General features: G+C 45.4%; 17 protein-coding genes. 4 read left to right on the top strand and 13 right to left on the bottom strand.

Features of this window, described 5'->3' with window-relative positions:
- Positions 1–190: 190 nt before the first annotated feature.
- The 9 genes from R7D93_RS10170 to R7D93_RS10130 form a co-directional block, all read right to left on the bottom strand.
- Entirely contained in the window at positions 191–3292 is a 3102-nt protein-coding gene (locus R7D93_RS10170) for an efflux RND transporter permease subunit (RefSeq protein WP_213867571.1), read from the bottom strand.
- Positions 3289–4617: an efflux RND transporter periplasmic adaptor subunit gene (locus R7D93_RS10165; RefSeq protein WP_225496471.1), complete on the bottom strand. Its 1329-nt coding sequence runs from the start codon at positions 4615–4617 to the stop codon at positions 3289–3291. The genes R7D93_RS10170 and R7D93_RS10165 overlap by 4 nt, the downstream gene beginning before the upstream one ends.
- A complete protein-coding gene (locus R7D93_RS10160) occupies positions 4604–5260 on the bottom strand; it encodes a TetR/AcrR family transcriptional regulator (protein WP_213903212.1) in 657 nt (218 codons plus the stop codon). Before R7D93_RS10160 ends, R7D93_RS10165 begins: the two co-directional genes overlap by 14 nt.
- Positions 5261–5439: 179 nt before the next feature.
- On the bottom strand, positions 5440–6099 hold the full coding sequence (locus R7D93_RS10155; RefSeq protein WP_225496469.1) for an HAD family hydrolase: 660 nt from the start codon (positions 6097–6099) through the stop codon (positions 5440–5442).
- A 2-nt stretch (positions 6100–6101) separates the two neighbouring features.
- Entirely contained in the window at positions 6102–7121 is a 1020-nt protein-coding gene (locus tag R7D93_RS10150; RefSeq protein ID WP_025767985.1) for an ABC transporter ATP-binding protein, read from the bottom strand.
- Complete coding sequence (locus R7D93_RS10145; RefSeq protein WP_025767984.1) at positions 7118–7906, bottom strand: ABC transporter permease; 789 nt, start codon at positions 7904–7906, stop codon at positions 7118–7120. Before R7D93_RS10145 ends, R7D93_RS10150 begins: the two co-directional genes overlap by 4 nt.
- Before the next feature lie 2 nt (positions 7907–7908).
- Positions 7909–8799 carry an ABC transporter permease gene (locus R7D93_RS10140; protein WP_213867574.1) on the bottom strand — a complete coding sequence of 297 codons (891 nt, stop codon included), beginning with the start codon at positions 8797–8799 and terminating at the stop codon, positions 7909–7911.
- Positions 8796–9620, bottom strand: a complete 825-nt coding sequence (locus R7D93_RS10135) for an alkaline phosphatase family protein (RefSeq protein WP_005373854.1) — start codon at positions 9618–9620, stop codon at positions 8796–8798. The genes R7D93_RS10140 and R7D93_RS10135 overlap by 4 nt, the downstream gene beginning before the upstream one ends.
- Positions 9621–9632: 12 nt before the next feature.
- The gene (locus R7D93_RS10130) at positions 9633–10700 is read right to left on the bottom strand and encodes an ABC transporter substrate-binding protein (protein WP_213867575.1); all 1068 of its coding nucleotides are present in this window, start codon (positions 10698–10700) and stop codon (positions 9633–9635) included.
- A 210-nt stretch (positions 10701–10910) separates the two neighbouring features.
- On the opposite strand from R7D93_RS10130, the gene R7D93_RS10125 reads away from it, so the two are divergent.
- On the top strand, positions 10911–11639 hold the full coding sequence (locus R7D93_RS10125) for a UTRA domain-containing protein (protein WP_005387087.1): 729 nt from the start codon (positions 10911–10913) through the stop codon (positions 11637–11639).
- A gap of 61 nt (positions 11640–11700) precedes the next feature.
- On the opposite strand, the gene R7D93_RS10120 is transcribed toward R7D93_RS10125, so the two are convergent.
- On the bottom strand, positions 11701–13287 hold the full coding sequence (locus tag R7D93_RS10120) for a BCCT family transporter (protein WP_005373846.1): 1587 nt from the start codon (positions 13285–13287) through the stop codon (positions 11701–11703).
- 303 nt (positions 13288–13590) lie between these two features.
- On the opposite strand from R7D93_RS10120, the gene R7D93_RS10115 reads away from it, so the two are divergent.
- Positions 13591–15999, top strand: a complete 2409-nt coding sequence (locus R7D93_RS10115; protein ID WP_225496467.1) for a beta-mannosidase — start codon at positions 13591–13593, stop codon at positions 15997–15999.
- Positions 16000–16100: 101 nt separating this feature from the next.
- On the opposite strand, the gene R7D93_RS10110 is transcribed toward R7D93_RS10115, so the two are convergent.
- Positions 16101–16355 carry a hypothetical protein gene (locus tag R7D93_RS10110; protein WP_005387084.1) on the bottom strand — a complete coding sequence of 85 codons (255 nt, stop codon included), beginning with the start codon at positions 16353–16355 and terminating at the stop codon, positions 16101–16103.
- Between the two features lie 167 nt (positions 16356–16522).
- On the opposite strand from R7D93_RS10110, the gene R7D93_RS10105 reads away from it, so the two are divergent.
- Positions 16523–16882, top strand: a complete 360-nt coding sequence (locus R7D93_RS10105) for a DUF6559 family protein (protein ID WP_017819807.1) — start codon at positions 16523–16525, stop codon at positions 16880–16882.
- Between the two features lie 137 nt (positions 16883–17019).
- Positions 17020–18054, top strand: coding sequence for an ABC transporter substrate-binding protein (locus tag R7D93_RS10100; RefSeq protein ID WP_017633571.1), 1035 nt, complete (start codon positions 17020–17022; stop codon positions 18052–18054).
- 107 nt (positions 18055–18161) lie between these two features.
- On the opposite strand, the gene tyrS is transcribed toward R7D93_RS10100, so the two are convergent.
- Both tyrS and R7D93_RS10090 read right to left on the bottom strand, forming a co-directional pair.
- A complete protein-coding gene (tyrS, locus tag R7D93_RS10095; RefSeq protein WP_017633572.1) occupies positions 18162–19421 on the bottom strand; it encodes a tyrosine--tRNA ligase in 1260 nt (419 codons plus the stop codon).
- An 82-nt stretch (positions 19422–19503) separates the two neighbouring features.
- Positions 19504–20310, bottom strand: a complete 807-nt coding sequence (locus R7D93_RS10090; RefSeq protein WP_225496465.1) for a response regulator transcription factor — start codon at positions 20308–20310, stop codon at positions 19504–19506.
- Between the last annotated feature and the right edge of the window lie 114 nt (positions 20311–20424).

Here is a 20424-nt window from a genome sequence, read left to right as displayed (position 1 = left end):
CTTGTGCTGGTTATTTGATTTGGTTATATAAAACTCAACATACTTAATCCTTAGCTGTTCATATTCACACTTAATGAGACACAATAACCCTCTGTTTGTTAAGTGATTGTGTTTTTTAACGCATTGGTATTGAACAAAAAGCGACCTAAGCCGCTCTTGTTCATTTTGATAAGTTTACTTATCAGTCGTTTTAGATTTCTTCGTGCTTATGGACTAGGCCGAAGTCAGCTAAAATGGCATACGCAGCAGGGATCATAAACAACACCAGCAGAGTGGATGCGAAAATACCAAACACGATGGAGATAACCAGTGGTTGGATAACCTGTGCTTGCAAACTGGTTTCAGTCAGTAACGGAAGCAAACCTGCTGCAGTGGTCATTGATGTTAGGAATACTGCTCTAAAGCGTTCCCGACTGGCTTTGACTACCGAGTCATGCACATTATCCCCTTCATCCACATGATGGCGTATGTACTGAACTAACAGAATCGAGTCATTCACCACAATCCCTGCTAATGAGACGAAGCCCATCATACTTGGCATACTTAATGAGTGACCGAGTAGGATGTGTCCCCATACCACGCCAATAAAAGCGAGGGGAATCGCAAGCATGACGACGAATGGTTCCAAATAACTGCGGAATTGGTAACTCAGAATCGCAAACACGCCAAACAAACCAAGCAAGAAACCTTTACCCATTGATGCGCCAGTTTCAGCGGTATCTTTGGCTTCACCTTCAAAATCAAAGCGAAGACCAGGATACTTTTGCATAAGCTTTGGCGCCTCATCCTGTTGGAACTGACGAATAATGGCGGTTGAGTTGGCTTTCGTATTGTCGATATCGCCGAATACGCTCACAGTCCTCAAGCCATCAATGCGCTGGATTCTTACGTAATTACGTTGGAAATCCAAAGTCGCAATGGTTGCGAGGGGGATTTGACTGCCATCGGACAAGATAATCGGAAAGTTTGCCAATTGCTGTAAGTCACCGGCTTGTGCTTTATCGAGGCGAACTTCGATGGAAATGTTTTCTACCCCAACTTGGATCTCGTCTGCGGTTTGGCCAAAGAAAGCTGCACGCAATTGATTGGCGATGAGTTGGCCGTTAATCCCGTAAGCTTCTGCGCCCGGACGCAGTTTTACCAAGACTTCTTCTTTACCCATACGCATGTCATCCAACACGCCATGGACACCGTCAAACTCATTTAAGTATTGTTGAATGTCGATAGAGGCGGCTTTGAGAGCATCCAGTTCATCATGCTTCGCTCGAATTTCAATCGCTCGTCCACCTGGCCCCATGGTCGGTTGTTTAAATACCAGTGAGATAGGATCGGCAAGTTCACCAATGTCTTCACGCCATGCGTCGATAAATTCATCGATGAGTGTGTTACGGCTCTCGGCGCCCAGCAAATCCAGACGTACCGTGGCAATGTGAGGGCCAGATTCATTCGCGTCGGCGTTAGCATTGAATTGACTGGTGATGTGCAGAACCAATGGATTGCCGTCTTCCACTTTTTCTGTCCATTCTTTATCTAGCTTTTGAGCGGAAGCGACGATCTTATCGACGACAGCTTCCGTTTGAGACAGAGAAGAACCCGGAGGAAGAATAATGCGCGCTTCTGCAATGTCGCCATCCAACTCCGGGAAGGGTTGGAACTTGAGTAAACCACCTACTAACGTGGCAGCGGAGATAAGAAGCAAGGCAACCACGCCACCCATAAAGGCATAGCGATACTCGACCACTTTATCTACTGCGTTGACCAAGGTGGTGTTGCGGAAGTTTTCAAAAGAAGCGAGCAGCTTTTGTTTGAACTTCGGTGTTTTTCGCTCTTGCTTTTGTTTATGTAGCGAATGAGAAAGGTGGTTAGGTAGGATCAAGAAGGCTTCCACCAAACTCAAACTCAAAACGAGGATCAGAACTTGAGGAACTGCTTTAAGTACCGCACCCATTTCACCTTGCAGGAATAACAAGCTACCAAAAATACACACCGTAGTTAGGAAGGAAGAAATTACCCCTGGCAGTACCTTTTTCACTCCTTTGATAACGGCATCATCGATCTCTTCTCCTCGGTCGAGGTGAGCGGCAATCGATTCGGCAATAACGATGGCATCATCCATCATGATACCGATGGCCATGAGTAACCCGACCAAAGACATGATGTTGATGGACAGGCCAAGTTGCGCCATCAAAAATAACCCACCTAAGAAGGCTACGGGCAAACCAGCTGCGACCCAAAAAGAGTAGCGAAAACTAAAGAACAACCACATGGTGGCGAAAACCAGAATGATACCTTGCCAACCGTTTTTGACCATCATGGTCAGGCGATCCCAAAGCACAGATGAAAGGTCATTGGTCATTTGTAGCATCACACCGTCTGGCGCGATAGCTTGTTGTTCTTCGACAAATTGAGCAACCCGTTCCTTGATACGCAGTGCGTCATCTTCTTTGTTTTTGCTGACTTTTAGTAGGGCAGAAGGGTGACCATCGAAGAGGACTTTCTGTTCGTCCAATTCAAACCGGTCGGTAATCGTCGCAATATCTCTTAGACGGATGATTGAGCCATTTGTACCAGAGCCCACGACAATAGTCTCAAGCTCTTCTGGCGTCACACGTCGTTCATCAAAGCGGATCAGAAAGTTCTTATCTGGTGTTTCGACATTACCACTTGGCAACTTGACGTTCTGACGACCAATCTGCTCAGCAATATCACCAACACTCAAGCCAAGTTGTCGGATAGCTTGAGTATCTAACTCTACTCGGTATTGGTGGTCAGAGAAGCCTGCAACTTCAACCAAAGACACATCGTAATCGAGCTTTAATGTGCGCTTAAGTTGTTCTGCGTAAGCTTTTAACTCTGGCCATGTGGTATCTGCGGTAATGGCGACATCCACAACTGGCTCATTCCAATCTAGCTCTTGTACCACAGGAGATTCAATCTCTTGCGGGAAGTCATTAATTGAGTTGATCTGAGTTTGAACGTCGACCAGCATGCGCCCGATGTCGGCTTCTTCATTCAGTTTTAAGATAAGACGCGCAGAGCCTTCAATCGCTTCACATTGCGTTTCTTTAATGTTGGCAAGGCCATCGACAGCATCTTCCATTCGGATACAGATGCTCTCTTCTACCTCTTGAGGGGAAGCGCCGGGGTAAACCACACCAGCGAGAATGTAGGGCGGATCAAACTCAGGAAAGGTTTCCCGCTTAATCGTGGAAAGCGAAGAAATCCCCAATATCAGCAGCGTTAGCATCAGCAAGTTGGCTGCCGTTGGGTGCTTGGCGAAGAATCGGATCATGAATCAGACTCCTCAATAGCCGCTTCTGACGGTTCAGGTGACTCTTTCAATAGCATGCCGTTAATCGCAGGGAGCAAATCGTTGATGATCAGCTTCTGACCTCGCTCTAGTTCACCATCGATCACCACTTGGTTATTTCGGCGATATAACACTTCAACCGTCACGACTTGCAGACGACTATCATCGCCCATCAGGTAAATCTTATCGCCATGGAGCGCACGCTCTGGGATGACCCAACTCGGGTTCTCTTGCCCCTCAATTAGGGCTCGCACAAACATGCCGTTCACCAATGGAGGCGAAGACGTTGGGTTTAATGCACGGTAGTCTTGTTCAATTTCCAGAATCACACCGGCAGTCGCTTGGCTTGGATCAACCGTTTCACTGATGCGTGCAACTTTCGCAGGCCAGCTTGCAGAGAGGTTACCGCTGCTGAGTTCAATGTTGGCATGAATCGCATTTATATCAGGTTGTGGAATACCAGATTCATCGCGGACAAACTCACCGATGCTCGCCGCCAAAGTTTGCATGTCATGAATGGACAGTTGAGCTTCCACTTCCATGACATCAATACCATGTCCTGTCACCATGGTTTGTTGGAGGTTAACCACTTGCTTTTTCTCAATTTCTACGTCAGCAATACGCAAATCGTAAGGAAGCGTGATGATGGTTTTATCAAGCGAGCGTTCGGCCTCATCCACTTTTGATGCATTAACTTTAACTAGGGCTTCCGCGACTCGTTTCTCATCCGGCATCAAACCAATTTGATTTTCAATATCCAGTACTAACTTACGTTGAGAGAGCGCGCTTTGCTCTTGCTGATCTACATCCGATTGAGACGTTAGGCCTTTTTTACGTAGGTTTTGCTTACGGTCTAACTCTTTGTTGGCGATGACCAGACGGTTGGCTTCTATCTTGAGGGTGCTTTTGAGATTCGCTTCTTCTTGGTTCAGCTTAGCCAGAGAGGTTTGGGCAGATTTGAGATCGGCTTGAGCTTGAACCAGTTTCAGTTCGTAATCGAGTGGGTCGATTCGCAAGATTTCCGTTCCTGCTTGCAGCACTTGTCCTTTTTCCAGTTGCGGATGGCGGTAGACCACTTTACCCGTCACTTCGGCTATCGCTTTCCATTCCACTTTTGGTGCGATCTTGCCGAAACCTATGGCCACTGGAGCAATGGCTTTGAGCTCAAGAGGAATTGTCTCGACCAACCGTGCACGATCTCCTGCGGGTTTTACGGGCAAATCTGGTTTGAGGCTAATCGCCAAAAACAGAATGACGACCCCAACCGCAAGAGCAGGAAAGAACAGCAGCTTTTTATTTATCTTCATATTGGTCGCCCGAGTCTAAAAATCCATGTTTCATCAGTTGTATGTTGTGTTCGAATAATCGGTTCAAGAAGGCTTCTGAGAGCTCGATACCATGAAGGGCGAGCAACGAGGGTGGAGCCATAAAAGGAAACACCATTAAGCTGATGTAAGAAACGCGACAAAGTTGAGGGTCGGCGTCTTTTCGTAAAACGCCACTGTCGATCAACTTATCAAAGATCACGCCTTGCATTGGCTTGCTGATATCTGCGAAGACTTTTTCGAGCAGTTTGCGTTGGGTTTCCGATGGGGGCATATTCATAACTTGGGCAACTAAGCGTGGGAACTGTGGTACCTTGATCATTTCGCGGTAGTAGGTGCGCATTAGATCGAGAAAGTTTTGCTCGTTACTGTTGGATACCAACGTCTGCATCTGCTTTTGCATCGGTGACAGTGTTTCGCGCAACATGGTCTCGAACAAGCCTTCTTTGTTGCCAAAGTAGTAACGAATCATCGCCACGTTCACGCCTGCTTTCTGCGCGACTAGGCGAGTAGAGACCTTGTCATAAGCCATAATGGTGAAGAGTTCGCGCGCGTGGAAAATCAGTTTTTCCCTTGCGTCGATATTATCTGTGGGTCTTCCCGCCCTTCGATGCGCTTCCGTCACAATCTTCTCTCAAAATATTAAACATTTGATTAATTATAAGACGCTGATTTCTTATACGACATGCGAAAAATTAATCAGTATTTAATCAAGTGATTAATTTGTGAAGGAGAGGCACAAAAAAGAGCAGTAAGGTCTGCTCTTTTATATCTCATGAATAAGTCAAATGTTGTTGAGCCGATTTACCCCCAACTCAACACAGTCCAATTCGGTCTATCGGCTTGTTCTTTTAGGCGAGGGCATGGATTGACCAGATAAGCGTAGTTCGCGTATTCACACAGTGGCAAGTCGTTGATTGAATCGGTATAGAAATGGATTTCGGAATAAGGCTCAGGCTGATTTTCTAGCCACTGTTTTAATCGCGTGACTTTGCCTTCACGATAACTCGGGATACCGTCGATTTCAGCAGTATAACGGTTGTTTTTCTCGATTAAATCAATTCCGAGTGCGGTTGGAATATTAAGACGGCGACCAACGGCTTCCACCAAAAAAGTGACGCTGGCAGAGATGATAACCATATCTATACCATCACGAGACAGTTGCTCAATCAGGGTTTTGGCTTGAGGGAACTGTTTAGGCAAAATATGGCTTTCAACACATTCTTCAACCAAGGCGTTTACTTCTTCAATCGGCATGTTTTCTAGTGGCTTCATGGAGAACGCTAGGTAATCTTCCATGTCCATTTTGCCTTCAGAGTACAAGGCCATTAGACGCTGATCTTCCATAATAAATAAAGGATCAGTCGCGATGCCTTTCTCAACCATAAACTCGTTCCAAATCATTGCGCAGTCAGCGTTTATTAGGGTTTCATCCATATCAAAAACATACAAAGGTTTGGACATGTTTAGGCTCTCACTGGTTGAATTTCGTTTAGGTTAAAGAGTAGTTCTAGTTGGCTGCCATTCGCTAGTAAGCGTTCTGAAGAGCGGTTAAGTAAGTCAACAGTGAGCTCACACTCTTCAACGTTCACTTGATAGCGAATAACATTACCTAGAAGCTGGTGGTTGGTGATCGTACCTACTTGTGGCGCTGAGATGTGGCTATCATATTGACGACCTTGCTCTTTTACATATATAGACTCTGGGCGAATCGCTACTTTCCATTCGGTATCAATGTTGAAGAGTTGCTTGGCTTTATTGGCCTCTACAAGGTTGTAGTGCCCCATGAAACCGGCCACAAACTCGTTAGCAGGATGAGTATAAATTTCTTCAGGTGTTCCTGCTTGAACAATTTCCCCTTTACTCATTAGGAAGATACGATCAGACATAATCATCGCCTCTTCTTGGTCATGAGTTACGAAGATAGTGGTGAGATTCATCTCTTTCTGAATGTCTCGGATTTGCTGACGAAGGTGTTTGCGGATTTTGGCATCAAGCGCAGAAAGTGGCTCATCAAGCAATAATATGCGAGGTTTCACCACCAACGCTCGAGCGAGTGCGACACGCTGGCGCTGACCGCCAGAAAGTTGATGCGGATAGTGTTTTTCTTTACCTGCCAGATCCACCAGTTTGATGACTTTAGCCACTTCACGTCGAATATCATCATTCGCAAGCTTTTTCATTTTTAAGCCAAATGCAATGTTGCCTTCGACGGTCATATTGGGAAACAGCGCATACGATTGAAAGACCATCCCAATACCACGCTCTTGCGGGACTTGATGCGTGATATCTTCTCCGTTTACCCAAACCTCGCCTCCATCGACAGGGTTAAGCCCAGCAAGGCTGCGAAGTAGTGTCGATTTACCACAACCGCTAGGGCCCAAAAGCGTAATGAATTCACCTTGCTCGATGTTAAAGTGAATGTCCTCAAATACGGTGTTATCACCAAAACGTTTAGTCAGATTTTTCGCTGTTACGTAGCTCATTGTTTGACTCCTCGGCTGAAACGACTTGCCAACCAAGTCAGTAAAAAAATAAATAGGAAGTAGGTCATCACTAAGGCAGACGTAAAGTGGCCGCTCGTCTGACGCATGTTATACAAGTAGATTTGCAGGGTTTCATAACGTGTGCCGACTAAAATATTGGCGAACACAAACTCTCCCAATAGAAATGAAAATGAAAGGAAAAGCGATGCCATCAGTCCTTTTTTGAGGTTAGGTAAAATGACCATCAAAAACGCTTTGGTTGTGCTTGCCCCTAGCAAGTGTGCAGCGTCCATTAAATCGTTAAGGTTAATTGCTTCGAAGCTATTAGAAATCGCACGATACATGAACGGTAACGCTATGGTGAAGTAAGTACCTACTAGAATCCAAGGAGTACCGATAAGGGAGATTTCACTGTCAGCATAAAGTTGAAGCAAGCCGACGGAGGACACCACTGGTGGTACAGCGAATGGTAGCAAAATCAATACGTTCATGAGCTTATCGAGCTTCGGAAAGTAGTAAAACACCACGAATATCGCTGGCAGAACTAGAATCACACTGAGGGTTAGCGAAGCAATACAAATAAACAGCGAACGCCCAAACGCTTGCAAAAAGCGTGGGTCGGTCAGCAATTTAACGTACCAATCAAAAGTGAAACCATCTGGAAGCACCGTGGCGCCCCAGCGTGATGAAAGCGAATAGACAAAGGTCGCTAAAATCGGGATGAGCATGATCCCAACAATGGAATAAACCACCGTTTTATGGAATCGAGTATTAACGTTGTTCATGACTACTTCCTACCTGCATAGCTTTTCGAAATGAGCCATTGGTTAATCACTGTGATAAAGGCAAGTAACGCCATTAGAATCACCGAAATTGCAGCGGCGAGATTAGGTTCAAGGAACAGGTCTCCCGATACCAGACTCGCAATTCGAATTGTGATGACGTTATAGTTACCGGAGGTCAGCGCATAAACACTCGCATAAGCGCCAATTGCGTTGGCTATTAAGATAATAAAGGTACCGAATAAGGCTGGTGAGAGCACTGGCAGCGCGATTTTCGCCCAATACTGTGATGTTTTGGCTCCCAGTAGCGCAGCAGCAGCTTGCCAATCATCACTCAACGCGTCGAACGCAGGGTAGAGCAACAACACCGCCAGCGGGATTTGGAAGTAGATGTAAATGGCCAGCAGACCCCATTTACCATAAAGGTCGAAATCACCGAGTAAGCCATACTGCTTGAGCAAAAGGGTAATCGCCCCATTGGTGCCCAAAATAATGATAAAAGCGAATGACAGAGGTACGCCTGCAAAGTTGCTGCTCATGTTCGTAAACGCAATCACACCGTCGCGGACTTTAGAATCGATTCTGCGCAGAGAAGAGACCAACAGAGTCGCAATGGCTAAGCCAAAAATGCTCGACCATATAGCTAACCACAAACTGTTGCCAAACGCCTGCATCATAAAGATGGAGTCGAGCACTTCAATGTAGTTATCGAAGGCAAACTCGCCATCGTAGATAAAGCTGTTTAACAGCACCCAAATCATCGGTGCGAGTTGAAATAGATAGAAAAACAGTGCGAAAGGCGCCAACCAAATGGCTGGCTTAAAGCGCTTTAACCAAGTACTTGCCAAATTTGAACGTGATTCGCTAGAGCTTGGGGAGAGGACTGAACTGCTCATAGTGCTAACAATTCCTGAGTGTATGGCTTCGTGTGGTCAAGGTTTAGCAATTGACAAACGGTGCCACAAATATCAGTTTGCTTAATATGACAATCTTGATGGGTAAACTTATCACCAATGACAAACAGGGGAACTTCTCGCTCTTCAGGTAAAATCCCACCGTGAGAAAGATCGTTGTTCATGCCATGATCGCTGGTCACAATGATTTGATACCCATCAGCAAGCCATTGATCGATGTAGTTGGAAAGAATAATGTCTGCACCTCGCGCACAATTGCGGTATTGGCGAGAGTCTAGGCCAAACTTATGTCCTGTATCGTCGATATTCATCGGATGGATCAGTAAGAAATCAGGTTGATAGTTGCGGCGTAAATACTCTGCGTCCAGGAACAAGGCTTCATCAGGATAATGATCCCAATGGTAAAAGCAGCCGTGCTGGATATTCAGGGTTTCATCATGCGTGAAACGATCGCGAACAGGTTCAAATGGCGCGCGATTATAAAGCTCACTTACCCAGTGGTAGGCAGCCGCAGCGGTCACTTTTCCTTGGGCTTTTGCCAAACTGAAAATGGAATCGTGTTTGGATAGACGAACGATATTGTTGTTTACGATGCCGCTTTCTACAGGGCGAACGCCCGTTAAAATGCACTCATAAAGTGGGCGAGACATAGAGGGCAGCTCACACTGCACAGGATAAAGCGTTGCGCGAGTTTCTTGTTGGGAACGACTTTGTTCTAGAAGACCATTGAGGTAGCCCATGCAATCACGGGCTACCTGATAGTTCAGTCCATCTAGAACAACAAGGATGACCTTATTGCTCATAACGACTTACTCTTATTGCTGGTGGATTAAGACACTTTCTTGCCATTGACGTGGCAGCTTACGTGCGGACTTTTCCCAAGCTGAGAAGTCAGTCACTGGGTGAACATTGCTGTATTGGTCATTAGCAATTAGCTTGTCTTGCACTGCTTGAGGCAGTGTGATGTTGGTGCGGATTGGACGCGCATAACCTTCTGCTAAGTTGATTTGCCCTTGATCGCTGAAGATGTATTCACGAGCAAGCTTTGCTGCATTAGGGTTCTTCGCGTATTTATTGATTATGGTTGTATAACCAGAAATCACAGAGCCATCTTGAGGAATGCTCACTGTAAAGCGGTCGCGGTCAATTTTGTCGCGGTAGTTCAATGCATTGAAGTCCCACATGATCGCCACTTCCACTTCGCCTTTTTCTAGGTTGGCGATGTTCGGATCGGTAAATGAAAGACGACCTTGCTTCGCGAGTTCAGAAAAGAATTTGAGCGCAGGCTTGAGGTTGGATTCGTCCCCACCGTTGGCGAACGCTGCGGCGAGAACCGCGTTGTTTGCCTGTGCTGCTACGCCTACGTCACCTACGGTCACTTTGTAGTCGCCTTTTAATAGGTCATCCCACGTTTTTGGCGCGTCTTTTACGAGGTTATTGTTGGAGATAAAAGAAATAGTGCCAGTGTAAGCAAGTGCCCAATGACCATCTTCGTCTTTTGCCCAATCTGGGATGCCATTCCAAGTTGTTGGTTTATATGGCTGAGTGACGCCTTTTTTAACCGCTACACGTGCGAAGGCAAAGCCTACGTCACCAATGTCTGCGGTCGCGTTTTTCTTCTCAGCTTCGAATTTTGCGATTTCTTGAGCCGAGCTCATATCCGTGTCTTGGTGCTTAAGGTTGTAATTTGACTTTAAATCAGCCCAAGTGTCTTTCCAGTTTGCCCAACTGTCAGGCATACCCACACTGTAAACCGCCCCTTCTTTTTGTGCTGCTGCTACCAAAGATTCAACATCGGCTTCTTTCGCTACTGTTGGCGCAGCGAGCGTTACCGCAATGATTGCCGCTGGTGCGGTAATTGAACGACTTAGCAAAGTTTTCATTGTCTCCATCCTTCTGGACTAGGTCAGTAAGTTCGCTTTGTATGCTATGGATGGAATGTGACGATTTAGCGCAAGTAATTTGACAGTTTTGCTGATTTTATATGGCACTTATATTTCATACGTTCAGTATGTCTTCTGTTGATTAATGTCATATTTTTGTTACGTAAACGCCTTATGTTGTTCGTCAAATTATCGTTGGACTAGATCAGAATGAGAGCGACAGGCACCGGACAATTTGGTACCCAATTAGGAAAAATTAGAAGCAGCTTAAAACAGCAGATTCTTTCCGGCATCATGTCGGAAGGACAAAAACTGCCGTCAGAGAGAGAGCTCAGTGAGCTGTTTTCTACGACTCGAATCACTATCAAAGATGCGTTGGTGTCTTTGGAAACGGAAGGTCTTATTTATCGAGAAGAGCGCCGGGGTTGGTATGTATCTCCTGAGCGTATCTGTTACAACCCGTTGTCTCGTTCTCACTTCCATCAGATGATTCGAGAGCAGCATCGTATTGCAGAAACTAAGCTACTCAATGTGCGAAGTGAAATGGCCGCAGGTGAGTATGCCAAATCGTTAGAGGTGGAGCGAATTACCCCAATTTATGTGATTGAACGGTTACGTTTTATTGATGGGCGAGCGGTATTGTTTGTTGAGAACGTGCTCAAAGCGGCACTGTTTGAGGGGATATTGTCTGAGAACCTCACCATGTCCCTGACGGGCATTTATCGTGAGAAGTATGGTTACGAGACAAAGCGCTCTCGTTTTGATGTGATTCCCACGTCAGCTCCTGCTCATGTCGCTAAGGCGTTGAACCTAGCTGAAGGACAACCCGTTCTGAAAATTCGGCGGGTAAACTACAAACAAGATGGGCATTTAATGGACTGCGAATTCGAGTATTGGCGTCCAGACGCAGTGATGATTCGTATTGATAGCGTAGGATAAAGCGCAGAATTAAAAAGAGCCCAATGAAGGGCTCTTTTTCGCATATTGGTAGGAAGGCGCTTTAAACGAGGCCTTGCTCTTTTGCCATTCTGCTTGCAATGCCGGGTGCTTTCCAAATGCTTGGCAGCAAAATGAAAGACACAGGTACGGCAGTAATTACAATGAAAGACTGCAATGCAGAAATACCACCAGAGCCCATTGAGATAAGCGCAATAGCGACAATACCCATAATCAGCCCCCAGAACGAGCGAATCACTGCGTTTGGTTCTGTTGAGCCTGTCATCACTACACTGATTGTGTAAGTCATCGAGTCACCCGTCGTCACGATAAATGTTGTCGTTAAGATCAGGAAAAGAACCGAAATGATCATTGGGTAAGGTAATTCACCAGTAATCGCTAGCAGTGCTGCGGGCAAGTTAAAGCCTTCAAACGCAGATGAAATCAAACCAGGGTTATCAAGTTCAAACGCAAGGCCACTGCCACCAACGATACTAAACCAGAAGCAAGTAATCAGCGGTGCCGCGATGCTAATAGACATGATTAATTGGCGAATTGTACGACCACGAGAGATACGAGCAATAAAGATCGCCATCATTGGGCCATAACCGATAAACCAACCCCAGAAGAATACTGTCCACCAGCTTAGCCAGCCTGTATCACCACGGTAAAGTGCCATAGGGAAGAAGTTATCCACCATACGACCAACGCCTTGCACGTAGCCGTCAACGATAAAGCTTGTCGGCCCGAAGAACAGGATGTAACCAATTAACAGTACAGACAAAATGATGTTGTAACGACTGACGATTTGAATACCCTTGCTCAAACCGCTCAGTGCGGAAAGGGTATACATCAGGATCGCCGCCATAATAACCATACTTTGCGTTACGAACGTATCTGGCAGGCCAAACAATGAGTTTAGCGCGTAGCTAATTTGTAAACCTAAGAAGCCGATAGGACCGATGGTTCCTGCTGCTACTGCAATGATGCTACATGCGTCAGCAACATCACCAATCCAGCCTTTAATGGCTTTATCACCAAACACAGGGTAAAGCAGAGTACGCGGCTTAAGAGGCAGGCCTTTATCGTAATGCAAGTGCATTAAGACAATGGAAGATAGACCACCAAGGATCGCCCAAGCTAAGAAGCCCCAGTGCATAAAAGACTGAGATAGGGCATTGATTGCGGCAGTTTTCGGTGAGGCTTCCCCGTATAGAGGCGGAGCAGTCACAAAGTGCGCGATAGGCTCAGCTGCGGCCCAGAACACACCACCACCTGCAAGTAGAGTACAGAGTACGATTGACAACCACTTAAAGTTATCAATATCAGGTTTCGCTAGACCACCTAGGCGCACATAACCAGTGCGACCAAACGCAAGAGCCAAACCAATTAGGAAATTCAGAAGAAGCAGTACTTGCCAGTAAGCTCCGAAATATTTAGTAGCAAAGCCGAAGCCGGTGTTAACCATTGCGGTTAGAGAGTCGGTATTCGTTAGAGCAAGTAAAACGAATAGAGTGAGGAAGCTACCACTTAACCAAAAGACAGGATTGGTGAGTTCGAGGCGCTTGAGTAAAGATGGGGGATGAATAGCAGAATAGTCAGCATCCTGAATAGGCGCTGTGTGGGAGGCGGCATTCGTCATATTTGACATAATTACTTCGCTTTTTAGGGCTATGAAGCCGTGCATTTCCCCTCACATCGTTTCAACGAAAAGTGTGAGGATGTTCAAAAAGCCGATGATGTTAACATGTCGAAGTTGCAAATATAACCTTAGATTTCGATTAATTTTTAACAGGTTAGCCAAGTTGCTGATTTTTGGGTAGAGATCAAAAGAAAGAGTTTTTACGTGAAATGCACCGCATTTCGTATGTAATTAACATTTCCCTTGTTTTTGCATGGGTTTATCAGGATTACATTGAGAAAACATGTTTTTCCCAAGCTAAGGTTTAACTCGATGGCTCACTTCGAACTTAACGGGCAGTGGATGCTTACCTCGCCACAGCGCCCCAATCTTGAAATTCCAATGTTTATTCCGGGCGATAATGTGTCGGCGCTTTTACAAGCAGAGCAGATTCCAGATCCTTATTTTGCCGATAATGAAAACAAAGTTCGATGGATTGAAGAGTGTGAGTGGCATATCTCACGTGAGTTTGACGTCGACGCGTTTACGTTGTCTGCCAAGCAAATTTGGATGACGCTAACTCGTGTCGATACATTGGCAACCTTCTATGTTAATGGTGAGCTAGCACTAACTTGCAGCAACATGTTTACCCAGCAACGTGTGGATATTAAACCGCATTTAAAGCAAGGTACTAACACGATTCGGGTTGAGTTTGCTCGGGCGGATTTAGAAGGTATCGCAAGAGCAAAAAAACTGCCATTTCCTATTCCATCGGCAATGGGCAACAACCAAATTCCACACATGAACTTGATCCGCAAAACACAGTGCCATTCCGGATGGGACTGGGGCATTTGCTTGATGGTATCGGGTATTTACGACCCCATTCAAATCGACATTGTGAATGAGCTTTGGCTCAAAGGCTTCTCGACAGAGCAGCAATGGCAAGCCGATGGGAGTGTGTTTCTTGATGTAGTAGTTGAAGTGGAAACGGACAGTCAACGCCATGAAATGATGGTTGAATTTAATGGTGAGCGTCAATGTATTCAAACAAAAGGAAGTGGTCACTATCATTGCCAGTTCCACATTTTGGAGCCTCAACGCTGGTGGCCATCGGATTATGGCGAAGCGTATCTCTATCCCATTACCATTTCTTGCAGAGAGCAAAAGTTAACGCACAACATTGGTTTGCGTCAGCTAACTCTAAATAATCAAGCTGATGAGCACGGCTCTGCAATGGAATTTATCGTCAATGGCGTACCGATTAATGCTAAAGGTGCCAACTGGCTCCCTATTGACGCAATGCCGGGGCGAGAGTGCGAAACACGTTATCGCAACCTTTTGCAAAGTGCGGTTGACGCCAACATGAACATGATTCGCGTATGGGGCGGTGGTCAGTACGAGAGTGAAATCTTTTATAACCTTTGTGATGAACTTGGCTTGTTGGTGTGGCAAGACATGATGTTCGCCTGCTCGTTGTACCCATCAAACGACGAGTTTTTAAAAGAGGTAGAAGAAGAACTTAGATTCCAAATCCCGAGGCTCAAGGAGCACCCATCAATCGCACTTTGGTGTGGTGACAATGAAGTGATTGGAGCTATTGGTTGGTATGACGAATCTAAGCGCAGTAAAGTCAAATACACGGTTAACTACGATCGCCTCAACCGCATGATTGAGAAGGAGATTACCGAGCAAGATAGCACTCGCCGTTTCTGGCCAAGTTCCCCATGTAATGGTGAACTGGATTTCGGTGATGCGTGGCATGATGATAGTAAAGGCGATATGCACTTTTGGGACGTTTGGCATTCAGGAAAATCATTCAGTGCCTACCTTGACGTGAATCCTCGTTTTTGCTCTGAGTTTGGTTTTCAATCTTGGCCATCTTTTGCTGAAGTTAAGCGGTTTGTCCCTGAGCAAGACTGGAATATTACATCCCCAACTTTCGAACAACATCAGAAGAACCCTCGAGGTAATAGTATTATCACAGAGATGTTCACGCGCTATTTTCGTTTTCCCTCTGGATTCGAGAGCATGCTGTATTTAAGTCAAGTTCAGCAGGCAATCGCGATCAAAACTGCATGCGATCATTGGCGTGCCATTTCTCCAGTTTGTCGCGGCATGCTGTACTGGCAACTCAACGATAACTGGCCTGTCAGCTCTTGGTCTAGTTTGGAATACAGTGGTCGATGGAAGCAGTTGCACTACCATGCAAAACGCTTTTTTGCGCCGCAGTATTTGGTATTTTCCGAGCATACAGGCAAGTTGAGCCTACATTTGCTCAATGATGCCAAGGCGCCCGCAAGCGTCAACGCACTGCTCAAGTGGGTAGATTGGCAAGGGAAAGAAAAGCAATGTTGGAGCTTAGAACAAACAGTCATAGCAGACAGCAATACGATTTTGTGGCAGTTGGATGAATCGATCGAGAAGGACGAACTTACGTCAGGCTTCTTCTATGTTGAAGCGCAAATCGGTCAAGACAAAATAAGCAACACATGGTTTAGTACTCACGAGCTAAAAACCTTGCCGATAGCGAAAGCCAATATTGGTGTCTCTATTGAAGGGAGTCAAATTACATTGATTGCGGATAAGCCTGCGTTTTTTGTTCATTTGGAAAGTGATGTTGATGGAAGGTTCAGTGACTCCAGTTTTACTCTACTGACCAACGTTCCAATGACGGTTGAGTATTTAGGTGATGATGTTTCAGGTATGCAGCAGTCGTTGAGGGTATACCACCTTAATGATTAAAGCGGGTATAGAACATCTACATGCTGATAACTAAAAAGGGAGCAGTTGCTCCCTTTTTAGTTATTAAGTATCCGTTATTAAGCTCAGGTTGAGACAGAAGTTTATTTAAGTTTCTGATGGACCCGATAGCTAACGACAAAGCCAATGTAGAATAGTGCAGCAAGAGTAATCACTGCCGTCGCGTACGCCAGCAGGCTGTTTAACCCTAAACCAAAAGCCAAAGTGAAGGCGATACCATGAATGGCTTCCGCAGGGATTCGGTACCAAGCAGCGTGGACGGAAGATCCGAATAGGATAAAGGTACTAAGTAAGACAATCGTGCCGCCTATAAAGCCGACCCATCTGCTGTTGTTCATGTTGCAGTCTCAGGGGTTACCGAGGTAACGTAACAAAATGTTTCAGGATCGTATTATACAACCGATCATCGCGAAAAGCGCTAGAGAAATTTCGCGGATAAAACAGAGTGTTTTAATTCGAACAAAAGAATACGACCATAGCCAACTTAATACAGGAATAACAAAACATGTTGAGATTTATACAACGTCGTCGCATTAAGAAAGTGATTAAACTAATGAGTACCAGATTGGTGGTGGGATACGGCAGTCGTGAGTATTTTTCGGTTGGTCAGGTAAAGACGAGCACCAGTGAGTTAAGCGCGTGCCAACAAAAAATTGCGTTGGCATTATATGCGGATCCGCAAGATCTTGATTTGGAAAATCAACCAGAGTTGCAAGCAATACGCTCAGACGTGGCGCATGATTTCTTTTCTGGTGCCGACTATACCGCTCAAGATGTGCTTAATTTACTCGGCTCTGGTGGCTGGAAAGGCGGCCGAATGGAAGATGGAATGTCTCATCATTTTGGTATGCACAGTCGCTATTAAAAACATGCGTTAATTTTATAAATTCGATAAATATTTTTGCTGTTAAAGATTAATTAAATTTTCTTTCAATTGGGTAACAATTACCTAATTATGCACCCGAATCCCAGCGCGTCGCTGGACTGGTTGGATTGCATACCATGAAATTAATCATCAAAGGATTGGGGCTGAGTGCTCTTGTGCTCAGCATGTTTGCTCATGCAGATAGCAAAACGTTGAACGTTTATGCATGGGGTGGCTATTTGCCGGAAGCATCGTTAAAAGCGTTTGAAAAACAAGAAGGCGTTACGATTAATTATTCGACCTTTGAGAATAATGAATCAATGTACACTAAGCTAAAATTGCTAAAAGGTTCTGGTTACGATGTGGTTTTTGCTTCTGCGTACTTCATTGAAAAAATGGGTCGAGAAGGACTGCTTTCGAAAATAGATCACGCTCAAGTGCCAAACATGCAAGACACAATGGACGGCTTACTTGGCCAAGCGCACGATCCGAAAAATGATTACTCGCTGCCTTATATTTGGGGCATTACAGGGATCAGCTACAACGAATCCATGGTTGAGCAACCAGTGACAAAATGGGCTGACTTATGGGAGTCTCAATACGAACAACAAGTTATGTTGATTGATGACGTCCGCGACGTGTTCGGTATGGCGCTGAAGAAAAATGGCCATAGCGTGAACACAAAAGACGAAGCTGAAATCGAACAGGCTTTTGATTCTCTAGTTGCGCTGAAAAACAACGTATTACTGTATAACTCAGATGCGCCGCAAGTCCCTTACGTGTCCGGTGAAACATCGGTCGGCATGCAATGGAACGGCAACGCATTCCAAGGACAGGTTGAAATGCCTGAGCTGAAGTTCGTGATGCCGGAAGAGGGCGCGGTATTATGGATGGACAACTTCACTATTCCGTCTGGCAGTAAAAACAAAGCATTGGCGCATAAATTTATTAACTTTATGTACCAATCAGAGAACCAAGCGGAAATCGTGACCAGTTTGGGTTATGCGTCGGCAACGAACGCTGGGCGTGACAAATTGCCAGAAGAGTTGAAAAACAACCGTACTATTTTCCCTTCATCAGAAGACTTGAAAAAAGGCGAGTTTATTAATGATGTTGGCGCAGAAACGTTAGCGATTTACGAAAAGTACTGGCAACGTTTAAGAACGCAATAAGCAACGTCTTTGCCTATTGTTAGGCTTAAAATCGTTCAAATTTGGATTCCCCTCATCACGAAAGTGGTGAGGGGAATTTTTTTATAGGTTTTGTACTGCGAGTGTTGCTACGCGGCACGCTTTACGAGGCAGAAGTGCTTTTTACCGCGTTGCAGTAACCAATATTGATCAAACAGTGGGAAGCTTAAACTCGGGTTATCAGCCGCCACTCTTTCACCGTTTACACTGATGGCGTTGTTGCTGATGTGTTCGCGTGCAACACGCTTCGAACTTGCTAAGCCCGACTCAATCAACAGCTCAACCAAATCTTGTTGTGTGCTCTCAATGCTTGGTAAACCATCCAACTCCAACTGTTTTAATTCACCCAAACTCAGTTGTTGCACATTACCGCTGAATAAAGCTTGAGTGATACGCTCGGCACTGGCTAGGCCTTCTTCGCCATGAACAAATCGCGTCATTTCTTCAGCGAGAATACGTTGTGCTTGTGGCTTACCTTGGCTTGCTTGGTCTTGCGCTTCAATGCTGGCAATTTCTTCGCAGCTCAAGAATGTGTAGTAACGCAAGAAGTGGTAAACGTCGGCGTCTTCTGCGCCAAGCCAGAACTGGTAGAACGCGTAAGGAGAGGTTTTGCTAGGATCTAGCCATACTGCACCACCTTCGGTTTTGCCAAATTTGGTACCATCGGATTTGGTGATCAGCGGCAGAGTTAAGCCAAATACTTGCTCACCATTTTGACGGCGAGTTAAATCGATCCCGCTGACGATGTTTCCCCATTGGTCATTGCCACCGATTTGCAAACGGCAACCGTATCGACGGTTTAGCTCGGCAAAATCGTACGATTGCAGTAGGGCGTAGCTAAATTCGGTGAAGGAGATACCTTGGTCAGGTCGTTGCAGGCGTTGTTTTACCGATTCTCGGTTGACCATAGTATTGATTGAGAAGTGCTTACCCACATCGCGGAAGAAGTCGATCACATTGATCGCTTTCATCCAGTCAGCGTTGTTTACCATGATCATCGGCTTGGCCAGTTGGTGATTCATCAACTGCTGAATTTGATTAGAAAGATCGTTAACCCAGCCTGAGACGATTTCCTCTGAGTTCAGACTGCGCTCAGTCGCTTTAAAGCTTGGGTCGCCAATCATGCCCGTTGCACCGCCAATCAAGGCAACAGCTTGGTGTCCGGCATCTTGAAAGCGCTTAAGCATAATCAAAGGCACGAGGTGGCCGATATGTAAGCTGCCAGCTGTAGGATCGAAGCCGCAGTAAACGGTTTGTGGCTGTGAGAGAAGTGTCTGAATTTCTTCCAAATCGCTGGCTTGTGCAATCAAGCCGCGATCTTGTAAATCTTGCAGTAATGGTGTCGTCATTCTTTTTGTCTGCTTTAGTGGTTGTTACATTCAGACTAAAACGCGACACCTTTTCTCGATATATCCCTTAAGGGACAGTTTTTTATCTTGAATGGAGAATGAGGTGATTGAGGAAAAGCTGGAATAACTCACTCAATGAAGACACATTTAATTGCGAGTAAATTCGCTTTCGATGATTTTTGACCGTGCCTTGAACTAAGTGTAACCGCGCGGCAATTTCTTTGGTGTCAAACCCTTGAGCGAGAAGCGAAGCTACCTCTTGTTCGCGACGGGTGAGTGATTCTACGCCAAACGTTGCTAAAGCTTGCTCAATGGCTAATCGCATACTGCCAGAATAAGCACCCTGTGCAAAAACAGGCTCAGAAAAGGTAAATTCCGTTTGTTTCCAATGCTGCTGACAAAGCGACTGAATTATCGGGAAATAGGGCTTTAGCTTATTGATTTGTTGCTGAGAAAAGTATTTTCCATCAGTCATATATCCGAAGTACAGCATGACCCAACGGCCAGATTCAACTTCGACTAGCATGCTAAGTTCGTCTTTCCACCCTGTTTGATGATAGAACTGCTCGCAGTATGAGGTGAAGTCAACGCCTTTACGCGCCACGTCTTTGAGCGTAAATACGCCTTGTTGCTTTGTCTCGTTTAGTTTGAGAAAAAAAGGGTCATTTTGAAATGAGTCAGTAAGGTAGCGTTGAAAAAGTAACTCTCGCTCGTTCTCAATTGAGTCGTAGAGATAAATAGGATGTTTACCTTCTCGGTAACCTAAAATAACTGCGCAATCAAAATGAAAAAGAGTGCGAATGACACGCATAAGTTTAGGAGTAAAGTTAGGCGTGTTAAGAGCAGAAATTGCTTCTGCTAGCAGATTATTAAAGTTATTGTCAGGCATGGGATACCGAATTGCAGGTGGTTTTGCGCAAGCATAACCAAAAGCAATCTAACGAGAAAGGGAAGTCGCCATCTTCTGGTGACTTCCATAGAGAAAGTTGCGTAAGTGCTCAGT

It is taken from the genome of Vibrio sp. YT-15, assembly GCF_033337445.1.
In the GTDB taxonomy this organism is placed as follows: Bacteria; Pseudomonadota; Gammaproteobacteria; order Enterobacterales; family Vibrionaceae; genus Vibrio; species Vibrio alginolyticus.
This window is presented reverse-complemented; position numbering and strand designations above follow the sequence as displayed.

Bases quoted from the DNA above. Each gene is read 5' to 3' on its own strand.
- R7D93_RS10170 (WP_213867571.1), bottom strand. From the start codon at position 3,292: ATGATCCGATTCTTCGCCAAGCACCCAACGGCAGCCAACTTGCTGATG.
- R7D93_RS10165 (WP_225496471.1), bottom strand. From the start codon at position 4,617: ATGAAGATAAATAAAAAGCTGCTGTTCTTTCCTGCTCTTGCGGTTGGG.
- R7D93_RS10155 (WP_225496469.1), bottom strand. From the start codon at position 6,099: ATGTCCAAACCTTTGTATGTTTTTGATATGGATGAAACCCTAATAAAC.
- R7D93_RS10150 (WP_025767985.1), bottom strand. From the start codon at position 7,121: ATGAGCTACGTAACAGCGAAAAATCTGACTAAACGTTTTGGTGATAAC.
- R7D93_RS10145 (WP_025767984.1), bottom strand. From the start codon at position 7,906: ATGAACAACGTTAATACTCGATTCCATAAAACGGTGGTTTATTCCATT.
- R7D93_RS10140 (WP_213867574.1), bottom strand. From the start codon at position 8,799: ATGAGCAGTTCAGTCCTCTCCCCAAGCTCTAGCGAATCACGTTCAAAT.
- R7D93_RS10135 (WP_005373854.1), bottom strand. From the start codon at position 9,620: ATGAGCAATAAGGTCATCCTTGTTGTTCTAGATGGACTGAACTATCAG.
- R7D93_RS10130 (WP_213867575.1), bottom strand. From the start codon at position 10,700: ATGAAAACTTTGCTAAGTCGTTCAATTACCGCACCAGCGGCAATCATT.
- R7D93_RS10125 (WP_005387087.1), top strand. From the start codon at position 10,911: ATGAGAGCGACAGGCACCGGACAATTTGGTACCCAATTAGGAAAAATT.
- R7D93_RS10120 (WP_005373846.1), bottom strand. From the start codon at position 13,287: ATGTCAAATATGACGAATGCCGCCTCCCACACAGCGCCTATTCAGGAT.
- R7D93_RS10115 (WP_225496467.1), top strand. From the start codon at position 13,591: ATGGCTCACTTCGAACTTAACGGGCAGTGGATGCTTACCTCGCCACAG.
- R7D93_RS10110 (WP_005387084.1), bottom strand. From the start codon at position 16,355: ATGAACAACAGCAGATGGGTCGGCTTTATAGGCGGCACGATTGTCTTA.
- R7D93_RS10105 (WP_017819807.1), top strand. From the start codon at position 16,523: ATGTTGAGATTTATACAACGTCGTCGCATTAAGAAAGTGATTAAACTA.
- R7D93_RS10100 (WP_017633571.1), top strand. From the start codon at position 17,020: ATGAAATTAATCATCAAAGGATTGGGGCTGAGTGCTCTTGTGCTCAGC.
- tyrS (WP_017633572.1), bottom strand. From the start codon at position 19,421: ATGACGACACCATTACTGCAAGATTTACAAGATCGCGGCTTGATTGCA.
- R7D93_RS10090 (WP_225496465.1), bottom strand. From the start codon at position 20,310: ATGCCTGACAATAACTTTAATAATCTGCTAGCAGAAGCAATTTCTGCT.